Genomic DNA, 22,712 nt, shown 5'->3' with positions numbered 1-22,712 from the left:
CATAGTGGCTAATCTTATAACTTTAAAATTTATGCTGATTGTTCAGATCTTTCAATTTCTAGTTGATTATTATCATACATTTTGAAGAATGGATAGTAAATCATAACACTTAATACTATACAAACCACATTAAGAACTATCGCTCTCCAGTCTCCTCCTGTAGCTAAATATGCTCCAATTGGTCCTGGTAAAGTCCACGGTGCCAGGATAAATGGTCTTGATACTAATTCAAGGGACATAGCAACATAACTTACTATAGCATTTACTACAGGTGCTAGTATAAATGGAATTATTAATATTGGATTTAGTACAATTGGTGCACCAAATATAAGGGGTTCATTTATATTAAATAATCCTGGTGCTAAAGCTGTTCTACCTAATGTTTTTGAATATTTAGATTTAGATGCAAAAGCTAATAGTAACACTAATCCTATTGTTGCTCCTGCTCCACCAATCCAAATAAACCATTGATAGAAAGGTTCTGGAGCAATATGGGGTAATACCTTTGCTCCTTCAGCAGCAGCAGCTCCATTTGCATCAAGTAATATAGTCCAAACTGGTCTTGCTACTGATCCTACAACAGAAACTCCATGGATACCTGCTGACCAGAATAATGTTATTAATACTACTGGGAATAATACTCCAAATAGTGTATCAGAAGTAGATACTAAAGGTGCCATAACTTTAGCTATAAATCCATGCCAATCAAATCCTAATACTATTGATATGATAGTCATTAATATAACAACTACCGCAGTAGGTGTAAGTGCTTCAAAAGATCTAGCTACTGAAGCTGGTACTTGATCTGGCATCGTAATTCTAAACCTTGTTTTACTAATAAGTCTCATTATCTCAACTGCAAATATAGAGGTTATAATTGCAACAAACATACCTGCTCCACCAAGGTTAGCCATTGGTAATACCCAACCTATACCGTCTGCTACCTGAGGTATAATTGTCATAAGAAAAGCTACAACTGCTAAGTTACCACCAGAAACTCCATCCATCTTGTAGGATTTAGATAAACTATAACCAATTCCCCAAGCTGCATACAAGGACATGATATACATAGTTAATCTATAGGGTAATAAAATCTTAATTATATTTTCCGCTGCCCATTTAGCTATTGCTGTATCGGCCGGTACCGGTGGGAATGCTAATATTAAAAAGAATGAACCTACTATTATTATTGGTAGTGTTGCCACAATACCATCTCTGACTGCTCTTAAGTGACGTTGTTCTGCTAACCTAGCCATAGGTGTGGAGAACTTTTCATCAAGCCATGTCATGAATTTTTCCATCATAATTGATTTCCTCCTAATTTAAGTATCGTATTATTAAAATAATTACTTTTTTACTTTTTCCATTATAAAATTAAATAACTTCTTCACTATCGGTTCCATTGGAGCATACATATTGGGTGGTATTTTTTCTACAATAAGATCATCAAACTTCTCTGTAGATTCTTCAATTACATTAAATCTGTGTCTAATTTGTGGGGCTACTAATAAAACATCATAATTATCATTTTCTAATTCTTCTAAATAATCAGAAGTTCCAAAAGCGTTTACTTGCATTTCTACATCATTCTTCTTTGCTACCTCTTGAAGTTTTTTTGCAGTCATTGCAGTAGACATTCCCCCAGCACATACAAACATAACTTTCATTTTTCAACCCTCCTTTTTAAATCAATTTTCTATAGCTTTATAAAGAATACCTGAATTATTTTCTAAGTCTCTTTGGGCTTCTTCATAGCTACATTTATTCTTTATCATTACTATAGCAATCTTAGGATTATTGTTAGAAGCTTCTAGAAATTCTTCAGCTTCCTCATACGCAACATCAGTTGCTTTCATTATTATTCCCTTTGCTCTTTCAATTAATTTTAAATTAGTAGGTTTCAGATCTACCATTAAATTCTTGTATATTTTTCCTATCCCTTTCATTGCTCCAGTAGATAACATGTTTAATGTCATTTTTTGAGCTGAACCAGCTTTTAATCTAGTAGAGCCTGTTAAAACTTCTGGACCAGTCAATAATTCAATTGGTACTGTAGCTAGTTTACTTATTTTAGAATCTTCATTACAACAGATAGATCCTGTAACTGTTCCTATTTCAGTGGCATATTCTAAAGCTCCCATTACATAGGGTGTTCTTCCACTGGCTGATAGACCAATAACAATATCATTTTCAGTTAATCTTATACTTTTTAAATCCTCTTTACCTAAACTATAGTTATCCTCCGCCCCTTCTACTGCTTGAACAAAAGCGTTTTCTCCTCCAGCAATCAATCCTACTACTTTAGATGGATCTGTTCCAAAGGTAGGAGGACATTCTACCGCATCAAGAATTCCAAGCCTTCCACTAGTTCCAGCTCCTATATAGATTAATCTTCCATTCTTTTTAAAAGAATCTATAATATAGTCAACGAGTTTAGCTATAGATGGTATTACTTTATTTACTGCTTCTATAACTTGTTTATCTTCTTCATTCATTATTTCTAAAAATTCTATTGTAGACATTCTATCTATTAACTTTGTTCTTTCATTAACTCCTTCAGTTCCTAGTCTGTCTAATTCTGATAACAACTTGCCACCTCCTTTACTAATTTTAAACTATTTATTAAGTTATTAACTTCATTATACACTAAACTTGTATATTTGTATATACAAGTTTAGTGTATAATGAATATTCTAAAATAATATTCTAATTGTTATTTCATTAATATAACTAAGTACACTAGTCAATTACTTGTTTCTAAACAATAAAAAAATCAGGTTTTCACCTGATTTTTTTATTTGAAATATTTAATTGCTATTTTATTTACAAGGCTACCATCAGCTTTGCCTTTGATTTGTGGCATTACCTTACCCATTATTTTGCCCATATCTTTCATAGAAGAAGCCCCTACTTCGTCAATAGCAGCTTTTACAATTACCTCAAGTTCTTCCTCTGATAATTGCGGTGGTAAATATTCTATAAGTATATCAATCTCTTGTTGGGTTTGTTCCACTAAATCATCTCGATTGCCTTTTTTAAATTCATTAATAGAATCTCTTTTCTGCTTAACTTGCTTAGCTATAATATCTAATATAGCAGCATCATCTAATTCTATTCTTTCATCTACTTCTTTTTGTTTAATAGCGGATCTTATCATTGTAATAGAATCTTTTCTAAGCTTTTCTCTATTTTTCATAGATTGCTTCAAATCATCCATTAATTTTACTTTGAGTGACATTTATTCACCTTCTTAAAACATTATCTTTTTTTACTATTTTTTCTTCTAGCTGCTTCAGCCTTCTTCTTACGGGCTACACTTGGTTTTTCATAATGCTCTCTTTTTCTAGCTTCTGATAAAACTCCACTTCTAGAACATTGTCTCTTAAACCTTCTTAAGGCATTTTCTAATGATTCACTATCCCCAACTTTGATTTCTGCCATTTTTCTCCCTCCCCTCGTTTCTGCAATAGTATATAAATCCTTTGCAGTAAGTGGATTTCGGCACTAAATAATTATATCTTATATAGAAATATTCTGCAACTATTTTTATAATATGAAAAATAGTTTTCATATTATAAAATTCTAATCCTATATAATTAACCTGGTGGCCAAGTTAGATTTCTACCTCCTAGTACGTGGAAGTGTATATGATCAACTGTCTGTCCACCATCTTTGCCACAATTATTTACTACTCTATATCCTGACTTATTTATACCATTTTTTTCTGCTACTTTAGGTATAATACTGAAAATATGAGATATTATCTTACTATCCTCTTCTTTTAAGTCATTTAAAGATGGAATATGTTTTTTAGGTATAACTAATATATGAGTGGGAGCTTTAGCTTCTATGTCATTAAAAGCTAATATTAACTCATCTTCATATACAATTTCAGAAGGTATTTCTTTATTTATTATTTTACAGAATATACATTCATTCATCCTATCACCCCCTTAAATTGATGTTATCTAAGGTCAGGTTATTAGCATAACCATGCTCTTGTTCTATTAAAGTTGTGTTATATAATATTATTCTATAAATATATAATATTTCCTCTATTTATTCACAATTTCTCCTAGAATATTATTATCTTCTATTCTTCTTAATTTTACATTGATAATCTCATTTTGTAAATCTTTACTTCCTTTAACTAGTACTCTAATATAATTATCTGTATAACCTTCAACGTATCCAGGTTTTCTACTTTCAGTTTCAACTAATATCCCTCTTGATGTATTTAAAAAATCCTCCATAAACATCTTTGCTTGTTTCTCTACTAAATCAGTTAACTTCTTGCTTCTATCATTTTTTACTGAACCATGGACTTGATTATTATGCTTGGCTGCTGGTGTTCCCTCTCTTGGAGAATACTTGAATACATGAACTTGAGCAAATTTTATTTCCTTTACAAAGTTATAGGTTTGTTGAAATTCAATTTCTGATTCTGAAGGAAATCCAACTATTATATCTGTTGTAATAGCAGCATCCTTCATATATTTTCTTATTAGTTGTACTCTTTCTCTATAATCATCAGTATTATACTTTCTATTCATTCGTTCTAGTACTGTGTCACTTCCACTTTGTAATGATAAATGAAAATGAGGACAGATTTTGTTTAATTTAGTTAATCTATTCATGAATTCATCTGTGATCAAAGTAGGTTCTATAGAGCTTAGCCTGATTCTTTTAAGTCCTTCAATTTTATGGACTTCTTCTATAACATCAATAAGTCTATTATCTCCTAAATCCTTTCCATAGGAAGCTACATGGATCCCGGTTAAAACTATTTCTTTGAACCCTTTCTCAACTAATGCTTTTGCTTCATTAATAATATTCTTAAGCTCTCTACTTCTAATCGGCCCTCTAGCATAGGGGATTATACAATAGGAACAGAATTGATTACACCCTTCTTGTATCTTTATATACGCTCTTGTATTTTCTTGTATAGAGTTAGAACTCATTTCTTCAAATTTAGTAGTTTTCATAATGTTCTCTACCGCATTTATTTTTTTATTTTCTCTACCGGCTTCCTCACATAAATCTACTATTCTATTCTTATCCTTTGTCCCTAATATTAGGTCTACACCTTCTATGTTTATTACTTCTTCAGGAGATATCTGAGCATAACATCCAACTACACATATAACAGCTTGGGGATTTGTTTTTTTTGACCTTCTAATAAATTGTCTAGATTTTCTTTCTCCTAAATTTGTAACAGAGCATGTATTTATTACATATATATCTGATTTTTCTTCAGAGTCTATTACTTCATAACCTTTATTTCTAAAAATCTCAGCCATAGCATCTGTTTCATATTGATTGACTTTACAGCCTAATGTATAAAAGGCTACAGTTTTCATTTTATACCACTCCTATATCTCCTAGTTCATACATAACAATAGCAATTGCAGTAAATCCTGCAGTTTCAGTTCTTAGTATTCTAGGACCCAAGGAAACAATCTTTGAATTAATACTCTTTAATTGAGAGATTTCTGTCTCTTCAAATCCTCCTTCGGGACCTATAATTATATTTATATCTCTATTTTTTACATCTTTTATAAAATCCTTTACTCCTACTTGATTTTCATCTTCATAGGGTACTATAGTGAAGGATCCATTTTCCTGTATTTCTTTTATTGCTTTATCCAATGATAATATATTAGAAACCTCAGGTACAGTTCCTCTTTTAGACTGTTTAGATGCTTCCATAGCAATTTTATTGAATCTATCTATTTTTTTATCTTCTTTCTTTTTATCATTTATCTTTACAATAGCTCTATCTGTTATTATAGGAACTATTCTTTTAACTCCTAATTCAGTAGCTTTTTGAATTATCATATCCATTTTTGACCCTTTAGCAAATCCTTGATAAAGAGTAATATTAATATTAGATTCCCTTCTAATATCAACTTCTTCGATAATTGTTCCAGTAACTTCTTCATTTAAAATGTTATCTAATTTAACTATATATTCATTATCTTGATTATCACATACGGATATCTTATCATTTTCTTTAAGTCTCAATACATTCTTTATATGTTTGATATCATCACCTTTTATAGTGACAATACTATCATTAATATCTTCTTGAGATACAAAAAATCTATTCATCTGTAGAGACACCTATCTTTGAAACTAAACAAGCCCACTCACCTAATTTAATTTCCTCTATAACTTTTAGACCATTATCCTCTAAGGACTCTCTAACTTCACGTATTTTATCTAAGATTATACCAGAAGCAATAAATACTCCATCATCTTCCATAAATCTTTTGATGTCTTTAGCTAATATTTTAATAACATCTGCTATTATATTTGCTACTACAACATTCGCTCTTCCATCAACCACATCTAATAGATTCCCATGTTTTACTTGAACAGTATTTGCAACACCATTCTTTTTTATATTTTGAGAAGCAACTTTTACTGAGTCTTCATCCAAATCTATAGCAATAGTATTAACTGCACCTAATTTTGCTGCAGCTATAGCTAGTATTCCCGTACCACATCCTACATCAAATACAGTATCAAATTGATGAATGTATTTTTCTAATTCTCTTACACACATCATTGTAGTTTCATGGGTTCCTGTACCAAAGGCCATACCTGGATCTAATTCTATTATTACTTCATCATCAGCTTTCTCATAAGGCTCCCATGTAGGTTTTATTACAACTTTTTCACCTATTTTTTTAGGTTTATAATATTTTCTCCAGGTTTCTGACCAATCTTGTTCTTCTATTTCGGATGTGGTGACTTCACCAAGACCTTTATCAAGATTATAACTAGGTATTTTTTCTATGTTCTGTTTTATTAATTCTATCTTATCGATTAAATCCTCACTTTCTTCAAAGTACCCTTTAACTATAGCTCCTTCGAAGTCACTTTCCATTAAGCTTGGATCTATATAATCCCACTGACCCTCGTCACTTTTAAAAAGGGTTATATCGTTGGGATCCTCAATAACTAAACCTTCTGCTCCAGATTCATATAAAATATTAGTTACAGTTTCAACAGCCTCAGTAGTTGTCTTTATTTGAACTTCGATCCATTTCATATTCTCACATCCCTAACCTTTATTTAACATTATTATAATATAAATATTGATATTTTCAAAATCTATCGTTTTATTATACCCTAGATTATAACAAAAAAACAATATACCTCTAACATTTAGTCATATAACAAATAATCACCCCTTTAAAGGGATGATTATTTGTTATTACTAATTTTTTATTATCCAAATACGTCTTTTACTTTATCAAAGAAACTTTTCTTTTGTTCATGAATTGTTTCTCCTGTTTCTTCAGCAAAACTCCTTAAGATATCCTTTTGATTATCATTAAGGTTTTTAGGTACTTCTACTACTACTTTAACGTATTGATCACCTCTACCATATCCTCTAACACTTGGAATTCCTTTACCTTTTAACCTAAAGACTGTTCCAGATTGAGTTCCTTCACTTATTTTATATTTTACTTTACCATCAAGAGTAGGAACTTCTAACTCATCTCCTAAGGTTGCTTGAACAAAGGTTATTGGGAATTCTAAAATAACATCATTTCCATCTCTTTTGAATATTTCATGAGGTAAGACATTGATATAGATATATAAATCTCCTCGAGGTCCACCTTTCTCACCAGGTTCCCCTTCTCCTCTTAAAGGTATCACTGATCCAGTATCTACTCCAGCAGGGATATTTATATTAATTCTTTTTGTTTTCTTTTCTTTACCGGTTCCACCACATTTAGTACATGGATCTGTTATTATTTCTCCAGTACCATTACATACATTACATGGTCTTACATTAACAAATTGTCCAAAAGGAGTGTTTTGGGCTTGTTTTACTTCACCAGTTCCATTACATTGATCACAAGTCTTTTTACCACTGGATGATTTTGCTCCAAGTCCATTACATTTAGAACAATCCTCTGTTCTTCTAATGTCTACTTTCTTTTCTGTTCCAAAAGCAGCTTCTTCAAAGGTGATATCTAAGGCTACTTTTATATCAGCACCTCTTCTTGGACCATTTCTTCTTCGTCCTTGAGAAGAGCCTCCACCAAAAATATCTCCAAATATGTCACCAAATATATCTCCAAAGCCATCAAAACCTTGGGCATTAAAGCCTCCATAACCGCCAGCACCTTGACCATTAACTCCTGCATGACCGAATTGATCATATCTCTGTCGCTTTTCAGAATTACTTAATACTTCATATGCTTCACTAGCTTCTTTAAATTTTATCTCAGCTTCTTTATTATCAGGATTAAGATCAGGGTGATACTTCTTGGCAAGCTGTCTATAAGCTCTCTTTAAATCTTGTTCACTTGCATTTTTATCTACACCTAAAATCTCATAATAATCTCTTTTGCTCACCTTTTCACCACCTTCTATTTTGGGCGTATCTTTAAAATACTGAAGCTAAATCATTTGATTTAGCTTCAGCTTATAGTATCAATTATTTTTCTTCATCATCTACTACTTCATAATCAGCATCTACTACATTATCGTCTTCTTGGGATTGATTGTTAGCTTCCCCTTGACCAGCTTGTTGTTGCTGTTGTTGTGCTTGCTGATACATTTTTTCTGATATAGCATGGAATTCTTTATTTAATTCTTCAGTTTTAGCTTTCATCTCTTCAGTATTGTCATCTTCTAATGCTTTCTTAAGCTCTTCAATCTTAGATTCTATCTTAGATTTTTCATCTTCACTAATTTTTCCTTCCATATCACTCATAACTTTTTCAGTTTGATAAATAGTAGATTCAGCTGTGTTTCTAGTTTCTATAGCTTCCTTCTTATTCTTATCTTCTTCAGCATGCATTTCTGCATCTTTGATCTTTTGTTCTATCTCTTCATCACTTAAGTTAGTTGAAGCAGTGATAGTAATTTTTTGCTCTTTTCCTGTTCCTAAATCTTTTGCTGATACATTTACAATACCATTAGCATCAATATCAAAAGTTACTTCTATTTGAGGTACTCCTCTTGGTGCTGGTGGTATTCCTGTAAGTTGGAATCTACCTAGAGTAACATTGCCTGCAGCCATTTCTCTTTCACCCTGTAGCACATGGATATCAACTGCTGTTTGATTATCTGCTGCAGTAGAGAATACCTGGCTCTTCTTAGTAGGAATTGTAGTGTTTCTTTCTATAAGCTTAGTAGATACTCCTCCTAATGTTTCAATTCCTAAAGATAAAGGAGTAACATCTAATAATAATACATCCTTAACTTCTCCACTTAAAACACCAGCTTGGATTGCTGCTCCTAAAGCTACAACTTCATCAGGATTTACACCTTTATGAGGATCTTTACCAGTTAATTTTTTAACTGATTCTTGTACTGCTGGTATTCTAGTTGAACCACCAACTAAGATTACTTTATCAAGATCTCCAGAACCAAGTCCTGCATCCTTAAGGGCATCTCTTGTAGGTCCTAATGTTCTTTCTACTAAGTCAGCTGTTAATTCTTCAAATTTAGATCTCTTAATATCTACATTTAAGTGTTTTGGTCCTTCTTGGGTAGCTGTGATGAAAGGTAAGTTTACATTTGTTGTCATTGTAGATGATAACTCTTTCTTAGCTTTCTCAGCTGCTTCTTTTAATCTTTGTAATGCCATTTTATCATTTCTTAAGTCTATGCCATTTTCCTTTTTAAACTCTTGTGCTAAATAATCAATTAATGCTTGATCAAAGTCATCTCCACCTAAATGGTTATCTCCTTTAGTTGCAATTACTTCAAATACTCCATCTCCTAATTCAAGGATAGAAACGTCAAAAGTACCTCCACCTAAGTCAAATACCATTATTTTATGGTGCTCATCATCTTTATCTAAACCATAAGCTAAAGAAGCTGCTGTTGGCTCATTTATAATTCTCTTAACTGTTAATCCAGCTATTTTCCCTGCATCTTTAGTCGCTTGTCTTTGACTATCAGTAAAGTATGCTGGTACTGTGATTACTGCCTCTGTAACATTTTCTCCTAAGTAATTCTCTGCATCAGATTTTAATTTTTGAAGAATCATTGCAGATATATCTTGAGGTGTTAGATCCTTTCCATCAATCTTCTCTGTATGATTTGTTCCCATATGTCTTTTAATAGACATTATTGTTCTTTCAGGGTTTGTTACTGCCTGTCTTTTAGCAGTCTCACCTACTAATCTTTCTCCATCCTTTGTGAATGCAACTACTGAAGGGGTAGTTCTATTTCCTTCTGCATTAGGTATAACTGTAGCTTCTCCACCCTCCATTACTGCAACACATGAGTTTGTTGTTCCTAAATCAATTCCAATTATTTTACTCATTTTCAAACCTCCTAAATCATTTAATTATTTAGTTAGATACTTTTACCATACTTGGTCTTATTACTTTATTTTTTAATTTATAACCTTTTTGAAATACATCTATTACTGTATTTTCTTCATATTCATCATTTTCTTCTTGCATAACTGCATGGTGTAAATTAGGATCAAATTTTTCTTTTATTGCTTCTATTTCTTCTAATCCATTCTTTTCTAGTATATTAAGTAATTGCTTATATACCATTACAACACCTTGATAGAAACTATCATTTTCTACTCCTTCATCAGCAGATGCAAATGCTCTCTCAAAATTATCCATTACATCTAATAATTCTGTAACTAATTTCTCATTAGCGAAGTTATAGATAGATTCTTTTTCTTTTTCAACTCTTTTCTTATAGTTAGAAAAGTCAGCCTGAAGTCTTAGATATCTTTCATTTAATTCACTAGAATCTTTTTCTTCATTTTGTTGAAGATCTTCTTTTGAACTTTCTTCATTATTATTCTCTTCTATTTCTTCATCAATGATATCTTCAACTTTCTTATCTTCTTCTAAATTTTTTTCTGTTTTATCCACTCATTTCACCTCTTTAACTATAAAGTTATATTTACAGGAGTTAAATTTATACTAGATCCTCTATTCAAAATATTTATTTAGTATATCAGATAAGTCCAAAGATATACTCTGAACTACTGGAATAACTTTAGAATATTCCATCCTAGTTGGACCTATAACTCCAATCTTACCTATAGTTTTACCATTAATCTTATAAGTAGCAGTTATTAAACTACAGTTTTTAATCTCATCATAGGAGTTTTCTTCTCCTATAGTAATACCTAAGTTATTAATATTATCCAAGCCACTGCTCATTAACATTTTAATCACATTATCTTTATTTTCTATAAAGGATAAAAATGACTTAGCCTTGCTTATATCATTATACTCAGGAAAATTAAATATTTTTGTTATACCATCAGAATATAACTCTACTGATTCACTATTGTTGCTAGATTCATTAATTGTTCTTATTAGAACATTTATAGTATCTCTAAAACTATGCATGTCTTTAATTATATCTGTCTGTAGAATTCTACCTATATGACCTATTGCCTGACCTTTAAGTTTAGATGTAAGTAAATTTGATATCATATTTAATTGATCATTAGGTATACTTCTATCTAACCTTAAGATCGTATTCTTTACTATACCTGAATCTGTAACAATAACTAATAGAACTCTAAAGTCATCTACTGGTACCACTTGCACATGCTTAAGTTTACTAAGTTTCAGCTGAGGAGCTATGGCCAATGAAGTATAATTTGTTAACTGTGATAATATTGATGCACTATTCTCTATTAATTCTTCCATCTGCCCTATTCCATCAAGCATCTTCTTGTCAATTTTATTCATTATTTCTTTGTCTTTATTGTTGTTTTGAATTATTCCATCTACATAAAGTCTATATGCTTTATTAGAAGGAACTCTTCCAGCTGATGTATGGGGTTGTAATAAGTAGCCTAACTCTTCTAAATCAGACATCTCATTTCTAATAGTAGCTGGACTAACACCCAAATCGTATCTTTTAGAAATAGTTCTAGATCCAATTGGTTCAGCGTTTGTTATATAATTGTGGATGATAGCCTGTAATATTTTTAACTTTCTTCCGTCTATTTTCATAGTATCACCCTTTTTATTTAGTTATTAGCACTCCCCTTAATAGAGTGCTAATATCTATTTAAAAATTATCATTGAATTGGCATTTTGTCAATACCCTATTCTATAAATTCTTTAAATACTACATTAGAAAGATCTAGTCCCTTTTTAGTTAGATAGATTTTCTCTCTATTTATATCTATTAGTCCATACTTTAGACTATAGTCTATACTTCCATTAAAAGCCTCATATATATCAACATTAAATCTTTTCTTAAATCCTTCAATAGAAATCCCTTCATTTAATCTAAGACCCAAGATAATATATTCAGACATTTTGGTTTTTTTATCTATTATCTCTGTATCCAATATAGGAAATTTATTATTTAAGATATTGTCTTTATAGTTATTATAATTAGAAGTATTTCCCCATCTTTTATTAAACATATTTGAGTGGGAGGATAACCCTAAGCCAAGATATGGCTTTAGTTTCCAATAATACATGTTATGCTCACATTCAAATCCTTTTTTAGAAAAGTTAGATATTTCATATTGATAAATATCATTTTCCTCTAAAAGTTCTATCCCTTTGTGATACATTTCTCTTTCTGTATCCTCATCGGAAACATTAAGATTTCCAGATTTATATTTTTCAAAAAAATTAGTATTCTCTTCAATCTTTAAACTATAAAAGGATATATGAGGAACATCTAAACTTATTATGCCTTTTAATGTTGTAATCATGTTATCTATACTTTGGTTAGGCAAATTAAACATTATATCTGTATTAATATTAGAAAATCCTACGTTTTTTATTAGCTCATAGGTATCCAAAAAATCCTTTATTCCATGAGATCTTCCAATATCTTTTAAAATACTATCATCTAAAGATTGTACTCCCATGCTTATTCTATTAATCCCCATATCCTTATAGGCTAATAGTTTACCTCTCGTTAATGTCTTAGGATTGGACTCAATAGTTGTTTCATCTAAAGATAGATTGAATTTTTGTTCTAATCTATTCATTATTTTATAAATGTATTTTTCATCTATTAAAGAAGGTGTTCCTCCTCCAAAAAAGAGAGTTTTAAACTTATATTCTTTTACCTTTTCTGCATACATATCAATTTCTTTTAAAAGTAATGTTATATATTCTTCTACTTTTTCTTCGTTATAATTAAAGGATGTAAAGTCGCAGTAATTACATTTTCTAATACAAAAGGGTATATGAATATATAAGGCTCCATTGGTCATTTCAACCCTCCTATTTACAATTAGAAAATGCACACAAATGTGTGCATTTTATTTATCTTCAAATTTAAGAACTGCAAGAAAAGCATCTTGAGGTACTTCTACACTTCCTACTTGTCTCATTCTCTTCTTACCCTCTTTTTGTTTTTCTAATAACTTTTTCTTTCTACTTATATCTCCACCATAACATTTTGATAATACGTCTTTTCTTAAGGCTCTGATGGTTTCTCTAGCTATTACCTTATTACCTATACTTGCTTGAATCGGTACTGCAAACATATGTCGAGGTATTACGTCTTTAAGCTTTTCAGTAATCATTCTTCCTCTTTCATAGGCTTTATCTTCGTGGGCTATTATTGAAAAGGCATCAACCAGTTCTTTGTTTATTAATATATCTAATTTAACTAACTCTGAACGTTTATACCCTTTTAATTCATAGTCAAAGGAAGCATACCCTTTGGTTTTTGACTTTAATGCGTCAAAGAAGTCATATATAACTTCGTTTAAAGGTATATCATAATGCATAACTACTCTTGTTTCCTCTAGATACTCCATATTCTTAAATTCAGCTCTTCTACCTTGACATAATTCCATTACAGGACCTACGTAATCAGTAGGAGTCATTATAGAAGCCTCTACTATAGGCTCTTCCATATATTCAATTTCTTGAGGATCTGGCATATTAGTAGGATTTTGAATCTCAAAAAACTCTCCATTAGTTTTTGCTACTTTATATATTACACTAGGAGCTGTAGTAACAATATTTAAGTCAAATTCTCTTTCTAATCTCTCTTGAATTATCTCTAAGTGTAGTAATCCTAAAAATCCACATCTAAAACCAAAGCCTAATGCTACGGAAGTCTCTGCTTCAAAAGCTAAGGCTGCATCATTAACCTGTAATTTCTCTAAAGCATCTCTAACATTATTGTAGTCTTCTCCCTCTGCAGGATAGATTCCACAGTATACCATTGGAGTAACCTTTTTATATCCAGGTAATGCTTCATCTGCTTTATTTTTAGCTTCAGTTATTGTATCTCCAACCCTTGCATCTTTTACATTTTTAATACTTGCAGACACATATCCAACATCTCCTGCATTAAGTTGGTCTATAGGTACCATACCAGGAGAGAATATTCCTACCTCTGTCACTTCAAACTTCTTACCAGTAGCCATCATTTCGATTTCTGTGCCTTTCCTAATATGACCATCCATTACTCTTACATCTGCAATTACGCCTTTATAAGTATCATAGTATGAGTCAAAAACAAGAGCTCTTAAAGGATCACTATTATCTCCTTTAGGTGCAGGAACATTTTTTACTATATCTTCTAAAACATCTTCTATATTTAAGCCTTCTTTTGCTGATATCATTGGGGCATCAGAACAATCTAGTCCAATAACATCTTCAACTTCTTTTTTTACCTCTTCTGGTCTAGCGCTTGGTAAATCTATTTTGTTTATTACAGGTAAAATTTCTAAGTTTTGCTCTAATGCTAAGTACACATTAGCCAGTGTTTGTGCTTCAACACCTTGAGCAGCATCTACAACTAAAATAGCGCCTTCACAAGCTGCCAAACTTCTAGATACTTCATAGTTAAAGTCTACATGGCCTGGAGTATCTATAAGATTTAAGATATATTCCTTACCATCTTTAGCTTTATATATTAAACGAGTTGTTTGAAGCTTTATTGTAATGCCTCTCTCTCTTTCTAAATCCATATTGTCTAAAACTTGCTCTTGCATTTCTCTTTCAGTTATTAATCCTGTGCTCTGAATTAATCTATCTGCTAATGTTGATTTCCCATGATCTATATGAGCAATTATTGAAAAATTTCTTACTCTCGATCTTCTTTCTCGTATATCCATCCTGTTCCTCCTTAAGTCCGGAAAATGTTTATTATCATTATTATCTACAATGTAGGATATCATATATGTATTTTAAAGTAAATATAAAGGTGATTATCCTATTAATTTTATCACAAAAAATAAGACGGACAAATGTCCGCCTTTATTCCATAATATCATTTATATAATTTTTAATGTTAATAAAGGGACTTTTAAATGTACTATATATATTATGAATTGTATCTTGTTCCACTTCATATTTATTTCCGAAGACTTCTATTTCATGAATAGATTCTTCAAACTCATAATTAAAAACATGAACATCTGATAGTTCTATATAATTCCCTAAACTATTATTCACTACAGCAATGGCAAAGAAAAGAATACAAACCAAAACTAGTATTATTATGAACTTTTTCCTGCTTTTCTTTTTTTGTTCTTTTTCTTTTAAATATCTCTCTAATCTGCTCTCCATAATCATCACCCTCTGATATTATGGACACAGATTTTAATAAGTATACATTTACTTCAACATCCCAAATCTATCGTTGAATGGAAAATACCTAAAGAATGCTTTACCATTTACACTATCAATACCTACTGTTCCAAAGTACCTACTATCTTTACTAGCTCCTTCTACTCTATTATCTCCTAATAAAAATACTTCTTCTTCAGGTACTTTTATTTTCAAATCATTATGAGTATAGATATCACCTTCAATATAGTTTTCTTTAACTGGATTACCGTTAACATATACTATACCTTCTTTAATTTCTACTAAATCCCCTTCAGTACCTATTACTCTCTTAATATAATCCTTATCTGGATCATCTGGAGCTTCTAAAACAACTATATCTCCCTTTTTTGGCTCTCCTATTAAATAGATTATTTTATTTGTAAACAATCTATCCTTTTCATGAAGCGTAGGATACATTGAGTAACCTAAAACATAAGTTGTATCAAATATAAACGTCTTTATTATTATAGCTATAACTATAGCTAGTGCAATACTTTTAATCCATTCAAACATCTCATTTTTAACTTTGTTATTTTCTCCCAAAATAGCACCTCCGATAGATACTAGTCAAATAGTTTATAGGTTTACCTTAAATATAAAAAACTATTTAACCATTCATCAATAGTACTATTATAGCACTGTTTATTATAAAAAAAAAGAAGGAGTATTATTGTGTTATACCCCTCAATGCTATATCTAGAACCTCACCAATTAATTTTGCTGTTTCTCTAGTTTCTTCTATAGTGTTTAAATTGCTCCCTACTTCTATTAACAATGTATAGTCACTCATGTATTGATTAAACTTACCATAAGGTTTCATGACAGGTTTACGACATAACCCTGGATATAGCATATCAGATACAGTTTTTATATAATTAGAAAATTGTACAATCTTATCTCTATTAGGTGTATCATTACCCACTACCATAAAAAAGGTAGCAACTCTTTTACCATCAATTTCAATTACACTTTCTTTTTTTGCTTTATCATAATAGGAGGCATCTGATGCCACTCCATCTCTATGGACATCTATCAATACTTTTAGGTTTTTTTCCTTTTTAAGTTGTGATTTTATTGTAGATAGAGATCTACCATAGGACCCTGTATAGCTAGGTTGATCATGGTAATTTTCTACATGGTTAACTTCATGACCTCTTTTATTTAATTCCTCTGAAATCATATCTCCTATTCCTACTACATTATATTTTTTATCTTCGCTTCTAGCGCCACTTACTGGTGCATATGCTTCAGTGGCATGGGTGTGATATATCATAACGTATGGTTTATTTGACTCTACACTTATAGCTTTGGGTTTTGCCATACTTTCAATAGCTTTCATAGCCTCATCTCTTGATATCCCGGCTGCGGAAGTTGGTATAGCTTCTTCGTATTTATCATCCACAAAGGCTATATTCCCTAAGGGAGAATAACCACTTTCTACTTCTAATTCATTAAAGGTCTCTAATTCTTCATATGAATTTGCTTTATTACTACTTCTGTTTGCAATACTTAATCTATTACCTAATTTCACATTATCAAAGTTTGTCATGCTAACTATTGCTGGTAATTGTGTCTTTAATATTTTCTGATCAATTTCTAAATCTATCATATAGGTCTGTTTTAGTCGAGATAATAAATCGCTATTTTTATATTTTTCATTATATATACTTCTGATAAAAGCATTCGATTTACCCAGTACCATCATAAAAAAATTAGGTTCTTCTATACTCTGGTATTCTATATTATCTTCACTTTCATCTATCACTATTGAATTTTCTTTATTTCCAGTAAAAACTTCTACAACATCAACTGTTTTTTGGGTAGTCTCTTCAGACTGTAAATTACTTATTATCTTTACTCCTATAAATATGATGACTAGGCATATTATAGCAGTTAGGATGTAAATTATGCTCCTGTCTTTAATATAGTATACTCTCATTTTCCCACTCCTCTGAAGTCTATTAAATAACTTTTTACACTTTTTACTATATAAAATATATTCATATTTTTTATATAATATGATTTTTAAATTATTACAAATAAAAAAACCCCATATGCTGGGGTTTAGTTTAAGTATCTATTTACATCTTTTAAATCTATTCCTGGATGTACAGAAATATTAATACCATTTGATACAACTTGACTTAAATCATTAATTAAATCATCTACTTCTTTTGGTGTTACCATAACATTATCCATATAAGGAGTGAGCACTTCTTTAATGAGACTATATTTATCTTTTGAGCTAAGTCCTTCTAATAACGAGTAGAACTCTTGCCCTTCTTCAGTTTGGTTTTTCATTTCACCAATTATTAAACCTATTGTATCATTTATTAAAGTTGCTGCATCCACTACAGTAGGTATACCTACAGCAATTACAGGAACGCCTAAATATTCAGCACTTATTGGCTTTCTTTTATTCCCTACCCCTGAACCAGGGCTTATACCGGTATCAGAAATTTGAATTGTAGAGCTTATGTGTCTCATGTTTCTTGAAGCTAGTGCATCTACAGCAATAACTATATCTGGATTAGTTTTTTCCACTATACCTTTAATTATCTCTCCAGTTTCTATTCCTGTAAGTCCCATAACACCTGGAGAAATAGCTGATACATTCGCCATAGATTCATCTTCTGTTTTATTATAGGCTTGAAAGAAGTGTCTAGTTACTAAAACTTTTTCTACTACTTTTGGACCCAGTGCATCAGGAGTTACATTTCTATTTCCTAATCCAACTATTAAGGCTTTCTTATGTTTGTTTGGTGCTATTATTGCTTTTAACTCTTTAGCTAAAACTTTACTTATATTGTCTTTTAAATCTTGATCTGCTCTTTTAAGAGATGGGGACTCTATAGTTACATAGCTTCCTACCTTTTTATTTAATTTTTGTTGTCCTAATTCATTTAATATTTTTATTCTAGTAATTGTATAGTCTTCTTGCTCTTCTCTCTCCACTTCCACACCAGGAACTTCTTGTTCTTTCCCTTCATTATATATCTCTCTAGCTTCTACTGCTAAATCTGTTCTTATTTGAAACATCTATATCCCTCCAATTTGATATTCTACCTAACTTATTAATAATTATGATTGCTATATTTAGGTATAAATATTCTATATAAAAGATTAATAGATTGATTTTTAGGATATTATATAAATAAATTAGTAATGATTAATAGCATATATTTTTCTTGTAATTATATATCCTTTATGGTAAAATAGCTTTTGTTAACGTATTTCGAAGGGGGTGAAACCTGATGGCTAATATAAAATCAGCTAAAAAGAGAATTAAAGTTATAGAAACTAAAACTTTGGTGAATAGAAAGAGAAAGTCTGCGATTAAAACATACATTAAAAAATTTGAAAATGCTTTAGATAATAATAATATAGATGAAGCAAAAGAATTATTCAAAAAAATCGAGAAAAACCTTGATAGAGCAGCTAACAAGAACACTATGCATAAAAATACTGCAAGTAGAAAAGTAAGCAAACTAGCTAAAAGACTTAATAACGCTATTTAATTACTTAAATATAAAACTTCGGGTTTCCCGAAGTTTTTTGTTTATCTTTTTATTTATCATTATTTTTAAAATTCATTATAAGTACTTCTATAGCTACACCGCTCTCCATCTTTCCTGTCTTTATATTCTTATCAGTAATTAAACATTGATTTAAGCCTTCTCTTAATTCTTTTATAGAGAAATTATTACTTTGATTAATTAATTTTCTACCTACAAAACTAGGGACTCCCATCTTTTTTGCTAGATTACCTATACTATATCCTTTTTGATGAAGCAACTTAGACATAAGTAATAATCTAAATTGTCTAGTTATCATATGAATAATTAATTGATGAGGCTCATTATTAAGAGTCATTTCATTAAATATTGATATACCTTTACTATAATTCATCTCTCCAATACTATCTACTAGGGCAAATATATTACTATGGAGGGATTTAATTAACACATTTTCAATATCCTTCAACTCTACTCTTTCTCTATCACCTAGGTAGTTACAAACTTTTTCAATTTCATTTTCCATATCATATAAAGTTTTATTACTATTTTGTTCAAGGTATCCAGTTACTTCTATAAAATTATTTATTTCCTTTTCTTTAATAAACTTTTGTTCTTTCTTGAAGGTTTTATCTATCCATTTATTTAAATCCTGGCCCTTGATACTAGAGAATTCTATTAATCCTTCATTCTGTTTAATCTTCTTTATTAGTTTCTTTCGCTTATCAATACTCTCTGTCTTACTAATAAAAATTAAACAAGTGGTATTACTGGGGTTATCAATATAATTTATTAACTCTTCTAGGTCTTCATTTTTACCTTGAGCTTTAATCCAAGGCACTTCATTTACAACAACTATTTTTTTATCCGCCATAAAAGGTAAGGTTTCTGAAGCATTAACTATATCAGACACTGTTGATTCTTTACCATCAATACTAATATAATTTAATGTTTCAAATGAAACAGAAATATATTTTTCTTTTATTTTCTCTACACAAAAATCAATCAAATATGTTTCTTCTCCAAAAAACAAATATACATTTTTTAATTCATTATTTTTTATATCCTTTAATACTTGTTTATATGTCATAAATTCTCTCCTTTGTATGTTTCATTAACCTTAGATATAAATTATTCATATATATAAGAATACCAAAGATTATAATAAAAACAATATCATATAGTGAATACCCAATATGTCTCTCCCTATAGGCATACACCTTAAAACTATCAAATTCATCTTTAATAGAAATATGTCCCTCCATATCTGTTCTATATATCCTTATATTTTTACTTCTAAGTCTATTTAAAACCTCTTGATGAGGATGACCATATCTATTGTTTCCTACACTTATTATAGCCACTTTAGGACTTATGTGAGTGATGAATTCTTCGGCTGTAGATGTATTACTACCATGATGTCCTAATTTAACTATATCAAACTTCTCATTATTTAATTTTATATATTCTTTTTCTAGTTCTTTCTCTGAATCTCCCATGAAAAGAATATTATTTTCATCTGATTTAAAAGAAATTATCATTGTATTATTATTTTCTTCATCATTATCTTTTTGTCGAGAAGTATATAGTTTAAATTCATAATCTTCATATATTTTCAATTTAGACATTAAGTTAATAGGATGAATCTTAACGCTTTTCTTCTTTGCTAAATATTTTACTTCTTTATATAAGTGATTCTTCTCATTTCTAGAGTTAAAATATATATTGTCTATTTTAATATTAGGTGATTTTAATAGACTAATTAGCCCCTCAGTATGATCTTCATGAAAATGACTTATAAAAACCCCGTCTATCTTATTAATTCCTTTTTTAAATAGATAAGGTATAAGTATATTTTCCCCAATATCATAATCTCCAAATGTTGTACCTCCAGTATCTATAAGAAAGGTTTTATCTTTTATTTGTATTAGAGAACTATCTCCTTGACCTACATCGATAAAGTTAACAGCCCATTTCGTTGAGTTGTATTTAATCTGACATAATACTAAAAAAATAAAGGAAATAAAAAACACTAATTTATATCTATATCTAATTTTTTTTAGTTCCTTCATATTTACAAATATATATACTAAAAAATAATATATAAGGATGTCTAATATAGATAGAGATGGTAGATAGATCACTATATTTAAATAATTATGTATAAGGTCTACAATATGAGCAAAAGATGTCAATATATTATCTACTATTATCATTAGTATTTGAGCTATATTTATAGATATAACAGATAACCCTATGACAAAAATAACAAATATAAGTAAAGATGATAAAATTGGAATTAATATTAGATTAGCTATTAAGGAAGTTAGAGTTATGTAATTAAAGTAATATATCAAAACAGGTCCAATACCAATTTGTGCAGCAAGTATAGGAGCTATAAACTTTCCAAATCTTATATCGGCAAATATAGTATCATTAATTCTTGGAGTCAATACTATTATTGAGAAGGTACATATAAAAGATAATTGAAATCCTACATCAAAAATCCATAAGGGTTGATATATAAGTAGTAGTAATGCTACAAAGGATAGGATATTTATATAATCAGGCCGCCGGTATATAACTCTAGAAATCATTAAAAATCCTATTATAATACTAGCTCTAAGAATTGAAGGAGGATAATCGACTATGTATCCATATATGCCAACAAAGATTAAAGTAATTAAAACAGAATATTTATAATCTACATTTATCAACTTCAACAGAAATAATAAAAACCCTGTAATTATACCAATATGAAGACCAGAAATAGCTAATATATGAGCTATACCTAATTCTCTGTACTTGGTAATATCATCCTTTTCTATTGATGAATCTTCTCCTAATATTATTCCTTTTAATATACTAGCATTTCTTTCTTTTAAAGTGTTATTTAAGAAAGTGTTTAGATATTTCTTAGTATCTATTTTAATTTTTTCTAACCTACTTAAGTGTACTCTCCCTATAGATTGACCTTCACCCTCTTTAAATTCAACAATAGAGTATATATTTTTTGTATTAAGATATCTAGCATAATTAAATATACCAGGATTAGTGTTAGATTTGGGACTTGTCATCTGAGCTTGTCCCTTTATCACAGTTCCATATACTAGGTCTTGATCTATTTTTAAATTTACAATAGTTTTTTCAGCTAAAGGAATAAGTTTATTATCATTATATACTTTAATAATTTTGCCGTTATAAACAGAGTAATATTCATTAGTTCTGATTTTTTCTTTTATTATTACTTCTACTTCAAGCTCTTCATCTAAATAATCAGTGATTTCACTAGAACTGAAACTTTGATAAAGTAATAAACCAGCACAATTAAAAACTATCATATATAAAATTATATCTCTTTTTCTTATATTTTTTACAGATAAAATTAAAATGAACATCAGAAATAAACTCAATAAAATAAACAAAGATTTAATCTGAGTATAATAAAAAAATATTATTCCTAATATAAGGGGAATTAAGATATTAATGAATGGTCTTTTCATGATAATAATACTCCACTTTTTATAATATTATATCATTTATTGTAGATAAAAAAAAAGAAAAGGATCAGAGATCCTTTTCTCATTATATTAGTCACCTAATGTTGCTACCATTACAGCTTTAATTGTATGCA

22 protein-coding genes are annotated in these 22,712 nt (G+C 29.9%); 1 reads left to right on the top strand and 21 read right to left on the bottom strand.

Going from position 1 to position 22,712, the window contains the following annotated elements:
• Nucleotides 1-29: 29 nt before the first annotated feature.
• From GOQ27_RS00340 to gpr, 19 genes are all read right to left on the bottom strand, one after another.
• Nucleotides 30-1,304 carry a PTS sugar transporter subunit IIC gene (locus GOQ27_RS00340; protein ID WP_203364818.1) on the bottom strand — a complete coding sequence of 425 codons (1,275 nt, stop codon included), beginning with the start codon at nucleotides 1,302-1,304 and terminating at the stop codon, nucleotides 30-32.
• 42 nt (nucleotides 1,305-1,346) lie between these two features.
• A complete protein-coding gene (locus GOQ27_RS00335) occupies nucleotides 1,347-1,667 on the bottom strand; it encodes a PTS sugar transporter subunit IIB (protein WP_203364817.1) in 321 nt (106 codons plus the stop codon).
• A gap of 21 nt (nucleotides 1,668-1,688) precedes the next feature.
• Nucleotides 1,689-2,588, bottom strand: a complete 900-nt coding sequence (gene murQ, locus GOQ27_RS00330) for an N-acetylmuramic acid 6-phosphate etherase (protein WP_203364816.1) — start codon at nucleotides 2,586-2,588, stop codon at nucleotides 1,689-1,691.
• A gap of 206 nt (nucleotides 2,589-2,794) precedes the next feature.
• Nucleotides 2,795-3,238, bottom strand: coding sequence for a GatB/YqeY domain-containing protein (locus tag GOQ27_RS00325; RefSeq protein ID WP_203364815.1), 444 nt, complete (start codon nucleotides 3,236-3,238; stop codon nucleotides 2,795-2,797).
• A 20-nt stretch (nucleotides 3,239-3,258) separates the two neighbouring features.
• Nucleotides 3,259-3,441 carry a 30S ribosomal protein S21 gene (gene rpsU / locus GOQ27_RS00320; protein WP_203364814.1) on the bottom strand — a complete coding sequence of 61 codons (183 nt, stop codon included), beginning with the start codon at nucleotides 3,439-3,441 and terminating at the stop codon, nucleotides 3,259-3,261.
• 155 nt (nucleotides 3,442-3,596) lie between these two features.
• Nucleotides 3,597-3,941 carry a histidine triad nucleotide-binding protein gene (locus tag GOQ27_RS00315; protein ID WP_203364813.1) on the bottom strand — a complete coding sequence of 115 codons (345 nt, stop codon included), beginning with the start codon at nucleotides 3,939-3,941 and terminating at the stop codon, nucleotides 3,597-3,599.
• A gap of 114 nt (nucleotides 3,942-4,055) precedes the next feature.
• Complete coding sequence (mtaB, locus tag GOQ27_RS00310; RefSeq protein WP_203364812.1) at nucleotides 4,056-5,360, bottom strand: tRNA (N(6)-L-threonylcarbamoyladenosine(37)-C(2))-methylthiotransferase MtaB; 1,305 nt, start codon at nucleotides 5,358-5,360, stop codon at nucleotides 4,056-4,058.
• Nucleotide 5,361: 1 nt separating this feature from the next.
• Entirely contained in the window at nucleotides 5,362-6,111 is a 750-nt protein-coding gene (locus GOQ27_RS00305; RefSeq protein WP_203364811.1) for a 16S rRNA (uracil(1498)-N(3))-methyltransferase, read from the bottom strand.
• Complete coding sequence (gene prmA, locus GOQ27_RS00300; RefSeq protein WP_203364810.1) at nucleotides 6,104-7,057, bottom strand: 50S ribosomal protein L11 methyltransferase; 954 nt, start codon at nucleotides 7,055-7,057, stop codon at nucleotides 6,104-6,106. Before prmA ends, GOQ27_RS00305 begins: the two co-directional genes overlap by 8 nt.
• Before the next feature lie 179 nt (nucleotides 7,058-7,236).
• Complete coding sequence (gene dnaJ / locus GOQ27_RS00295) at nucleotides 7,237-8,376, bottom strand: molecular chaperone DnaJ (RefSeq protein WP_203364809.1); 1,140 nt, start codon at nucleotides 8,374-8,376, stop codon at nucleotides 7,237-7,239.
• Between the two features lie 82 nt (nucleotides 8,377-8,458).
• Nucleotides 8,459-10,300 carry a molecular chaperone DnaK gene (dnaK, locus tag GOQ27_RS00290; RefSeq protein WP_203364808.1) on the bottom strand — a complete coding sequence of 614 codons (1,842 nt, stop codon included), beginning with the start codon at nucleotides 10,298-10,300 and terminating at the stop codon, nucleotides 8,459-8,461.
• A 28-nt stretch (nucleotides 10,301-10,328) separates the two neighbouring features.
• Complete coding sequence (gene grpE / locus GOQ27_RS00285; protein ID WP_203364807.1) at nucleotides 10,329-10,874, bottom strand: nucleotide exchange factor GrpE; 546 nt, start codon at nucleotides 10,872-10,874, stop codon at nucleotides 10,329-10,331.
• Nucleotides 10,875-10,934: 60 nt separating this feature from the next.
• Complete coding sequence (gene hrcA, locus GOQ27_RS00280; protein WP_203364806.1) at nucleotides 10,935-11,975, bottom strand: heat-inducible transcriptional repressor HrcA; 1,041 nt, start codon at nucleotides 11,973-11,975, stop codon at nucleotides 10,935-10,937.
• A gap of 95 nt (nucleotides 11,976-12,070) precedes the next feature.
• Entirely contained in the window at nucleotides 12,071-13,204 is a 1,134-nt protein-coding gene (gene hemW / locus GOQ27_RS00275) for a radical SAM family heme chaperone HemW (protein WP_203364805.1), read from the bottom strand.
• Nucleotides 13,205-13,252: 48 nt separating this feature from the next.
• Entirely contained in the window at nucleotides 13,253-15,067 is a 1,815-nt protein-coding gene (gene lepA / locus GOQ27_RS00270; RefSeq protein WP_203364804.1) for a translation elongation factor 4, read from the bottom strand.
• A gap of 142 nt (nucleotides 15,068-15,209) precedes the next feature.
• Nucleotides 15,210-15,521: a hypothetical protein gene (locus GOQ27_RS00265; protein WP_203364803.1), complete on the bottom strand. Its 312-nt coding sequence runs from the start codon at nucleotides 15,519-15,521 to the stop codon at nucleotides 15,210-15,212.
• A 48-nt stretch (nucleotides 15,522-15,569) separates the two neighbouring features.
• Nucleotides 15,570-16,106 carry a signal peptidase I gene (gene lepB, locus GOQ27_RS00260; RefSeq protein ID WP_252187695.1) on the bottom strand — a complete coding sequence of 179 codons (537 nt, stop codon included), beginning with the start codon at nucleotides 16,104-16,106 and terminating at the stop codon, nucleotides 15,570-15,572.
• 124 nt (nucleotides 16,107-16,230) lie between these two features.
• Nucleotides 16,231-17,502 (bottom strand): stage II sporulation protein P, encoded by a 1,272-nt coding sequence (gene spoIIP / locus GOQ27_RS00255; RefSeq protein WP_203364802.1) that lies wholly within the window; start codon nucleotides 17,500-17,502, stop codon nucleotides 16,231-16,233.
• A gap of 125 nt (nucleotides 17,503-17,627) precedes the next feature.
• Nucleotides 17,628-18,602 (bottom strand): GPR endopeptidase, encoded by a 975-nt coding sequence (gpr, locus tag GOQ27_RS00250; RefSeq protein WP_203364801.1) that lies wholly within the window; start codon nucleotides 18,600-18,602, stop codon nucleotides 17,628-17,630.
• Nucleotides 18,603-18,817: 215 nt separating this feature from the next.
• On the opposite strand from gpr, the gene rpsT reads away from it, so the two are divergent.
• Complete coding sequence (gene rpsT / locus GOQ27_RS00245) at nucleotides 18,818-19,081, top strand: 30S ribosomal protein S20 (protein ID WP_203364800.1); 264 nt, start codon at nucleotides 18,818-18,820, stop codon at nucleotides 19,079-19,081.
• A gap of 49 nt (nucleotides 19,082-19,130) precedes the next feature.
• Here rpsT and holA read toward each other — a convergent pair whose 3' ends face one another.
• The gene (gene holA, locus GOQ27_RS00240) at nucleotides 19,131-20,168 is read right to left on the bottom strand and encodes a DNA polymerase III subunit delta (RefSeq protein ID WP_203364799.1); all 1,038 of its coding nucleotides are present in this window, start codon (nucleotides 20,166-20,168) and stop codon (nucleotides 19,131-19,133) included.
• Nucleotides 20,158-22,581, bottom strand: a complete 2,424-nt coding sequence (locus GOQ27_RS00235) for a DNA internalization-related competence protein ComEC/Rec2 (RefSeq protein WP_286672999.1) — start codon at nucleotides 22,579-22,581, stop codon at nucleotides 20,158-20,160. Before GOQ27_RS00235 ends, holA begins: the two co-directional genes overlap by 11 nt.
• Nucleotides 22,582-22,712: the final 131 nt, after the last annotated feature.

The organism is Anaeromonas frigoriresistens (assembly GCF_016820655.1).
Lineage (GTDB): Bacteria > Bacillota > Clostridia > Tissierellales > SIT17 > Anaeromonas > Anaeromonas frigoriresistens.
This window is presented reverse-complemented; position numbering and strand designations above follow the sequence as displayed.

What these genes read in the sequence shown, in the direction of transcription:
- mtaB (WP_203364812.1), bottom strand. Translation starts at nt 5,360, where the DNA reads ATGAAAACTGTAGCCTTTTATACATTAGGCTGTAAAGTCAATCAATAT.
- GOQ27_RS00305 (WP_203364811.1), bottom strand. Translation starts at nt 6,111, where the DNA reads ATGAATAGATTTTTTGTATCTCAAGAAGATATTAATGATAGTATTGTC.
- rpsU (WP_203364814.1), bottom strand. Translation starts at nt 3,441, where the DNA reads ATGGCAGAAATCAAAGTTGGGGATAGTGAATCATTAGAAAATGCCTTA.
- hemW (WP_203364805.1), bottom strand. Translation starts at nt 13,204, where the DNA reads ATGACCAATGGAGCCTTATATATTCATATACCCTTTTGTATTAGAAAA.
- lepA (WP_203364804.1), bottom strand. Translation starts at nt 15,067, where the DNA reads ATGGATATACGAGAAAGAAGATCGAGAGTAAGAAATTTTTCAATAATT.
- GOQ27_RS00335 (WP_203364817.1), bottom strand. Translation starts at nt 1,667, where the DNA reads ATGAAAGTTATGTTTGTATGTGCTGGGGGAATGTCTACTGCAATGACT.
- GOQ27_RS00265 (WP_203364803.1), bottom strand. Translation starts at nt 15,521, where the DNA reads ATGGAGAGCAGATTAGAGAGATATTTAAAAGAAAAAGAACAAAAAAAG.
- GOQ27_RS00315 (WP_203364813.1), bottom strand. Translation starts at nt 3,941, where the DNA reads ATGAATGAATGTATATTCTGTAAAATAATAAATAAAGAAATACCTTCT.
- GOQ27_RS00325 (WP_203364815.1), bottom strand. Translation starts at nt 3,238, where the DNA reads ATGTCACTCAAAGTAAAATTAATGGATGATTTGAAGCAATCTATGAAA.
- gpr (WP_203364801.1), bottom strand. Translation starts at nt 18,602, where the DNA reads ATGTTTCAAATAAGAACAGATTTAGCAGTAGAAGCTAGAGAGATATAT.
- hrcA (WP_203364806.1), bottom strand. Translation starts at nt 11,975, where the DNA reads ATGAAAATAGACGGAAGAAAGTTAAAAATATTACAGGCTATCATCCAC.
- GOQ27_RS00340 (WP_203364818.1), bottom strand. Translation starts at nt 1,304, where the DNA reads ATGATGGAAAAATTCATGACATGGCTTGATGAAAAGTTCTCCACACCT.
- holA (WP_203364799.1), bottom strand. Translation starts at nt 20,168, where the DNA reads ATGACATATAAACAAGTATTAAAGGATATAAAAAATAATGAATTAAAA.
- prmA (WP_203364810.1), bottom strand. Translation starts at nt 7,057, where the DNA reads ATGAAATGGATCGAAGTTCAAATAAAGACAACTACTGAGGCTGTTGAA.
- dnaK (WP_203364808.1), bottom strand. Translation starts at nt 10,300, where the DNA reads ATGAGTAAAATAATTGGAATTGATTTAGGAACAACAAACTCATGTGTT.
- rpsT (WP_203364800.1), top strand. Translation starts at nt 18,818, where the DNA reads ATGGCTAATATAAAATCAGCTAAAAAGAGAATTAAAGTTATAGAAACT.
- spoIIP (WP_203364802.1), bottom strand. Translation starts at nt 17,502, where the DNA reads ATGAGAGTATACTATATTAAAGACAGGAGCATAATTTACATCCTAACT.
- GOQ27_RS00235 (WP_286672999.1), bottom strand. Translation starts at nt 22,581, where the DNA reads ATGAAAAGACCATTCATTAATATCTTAATTCCCCTTATATTAGGAATA.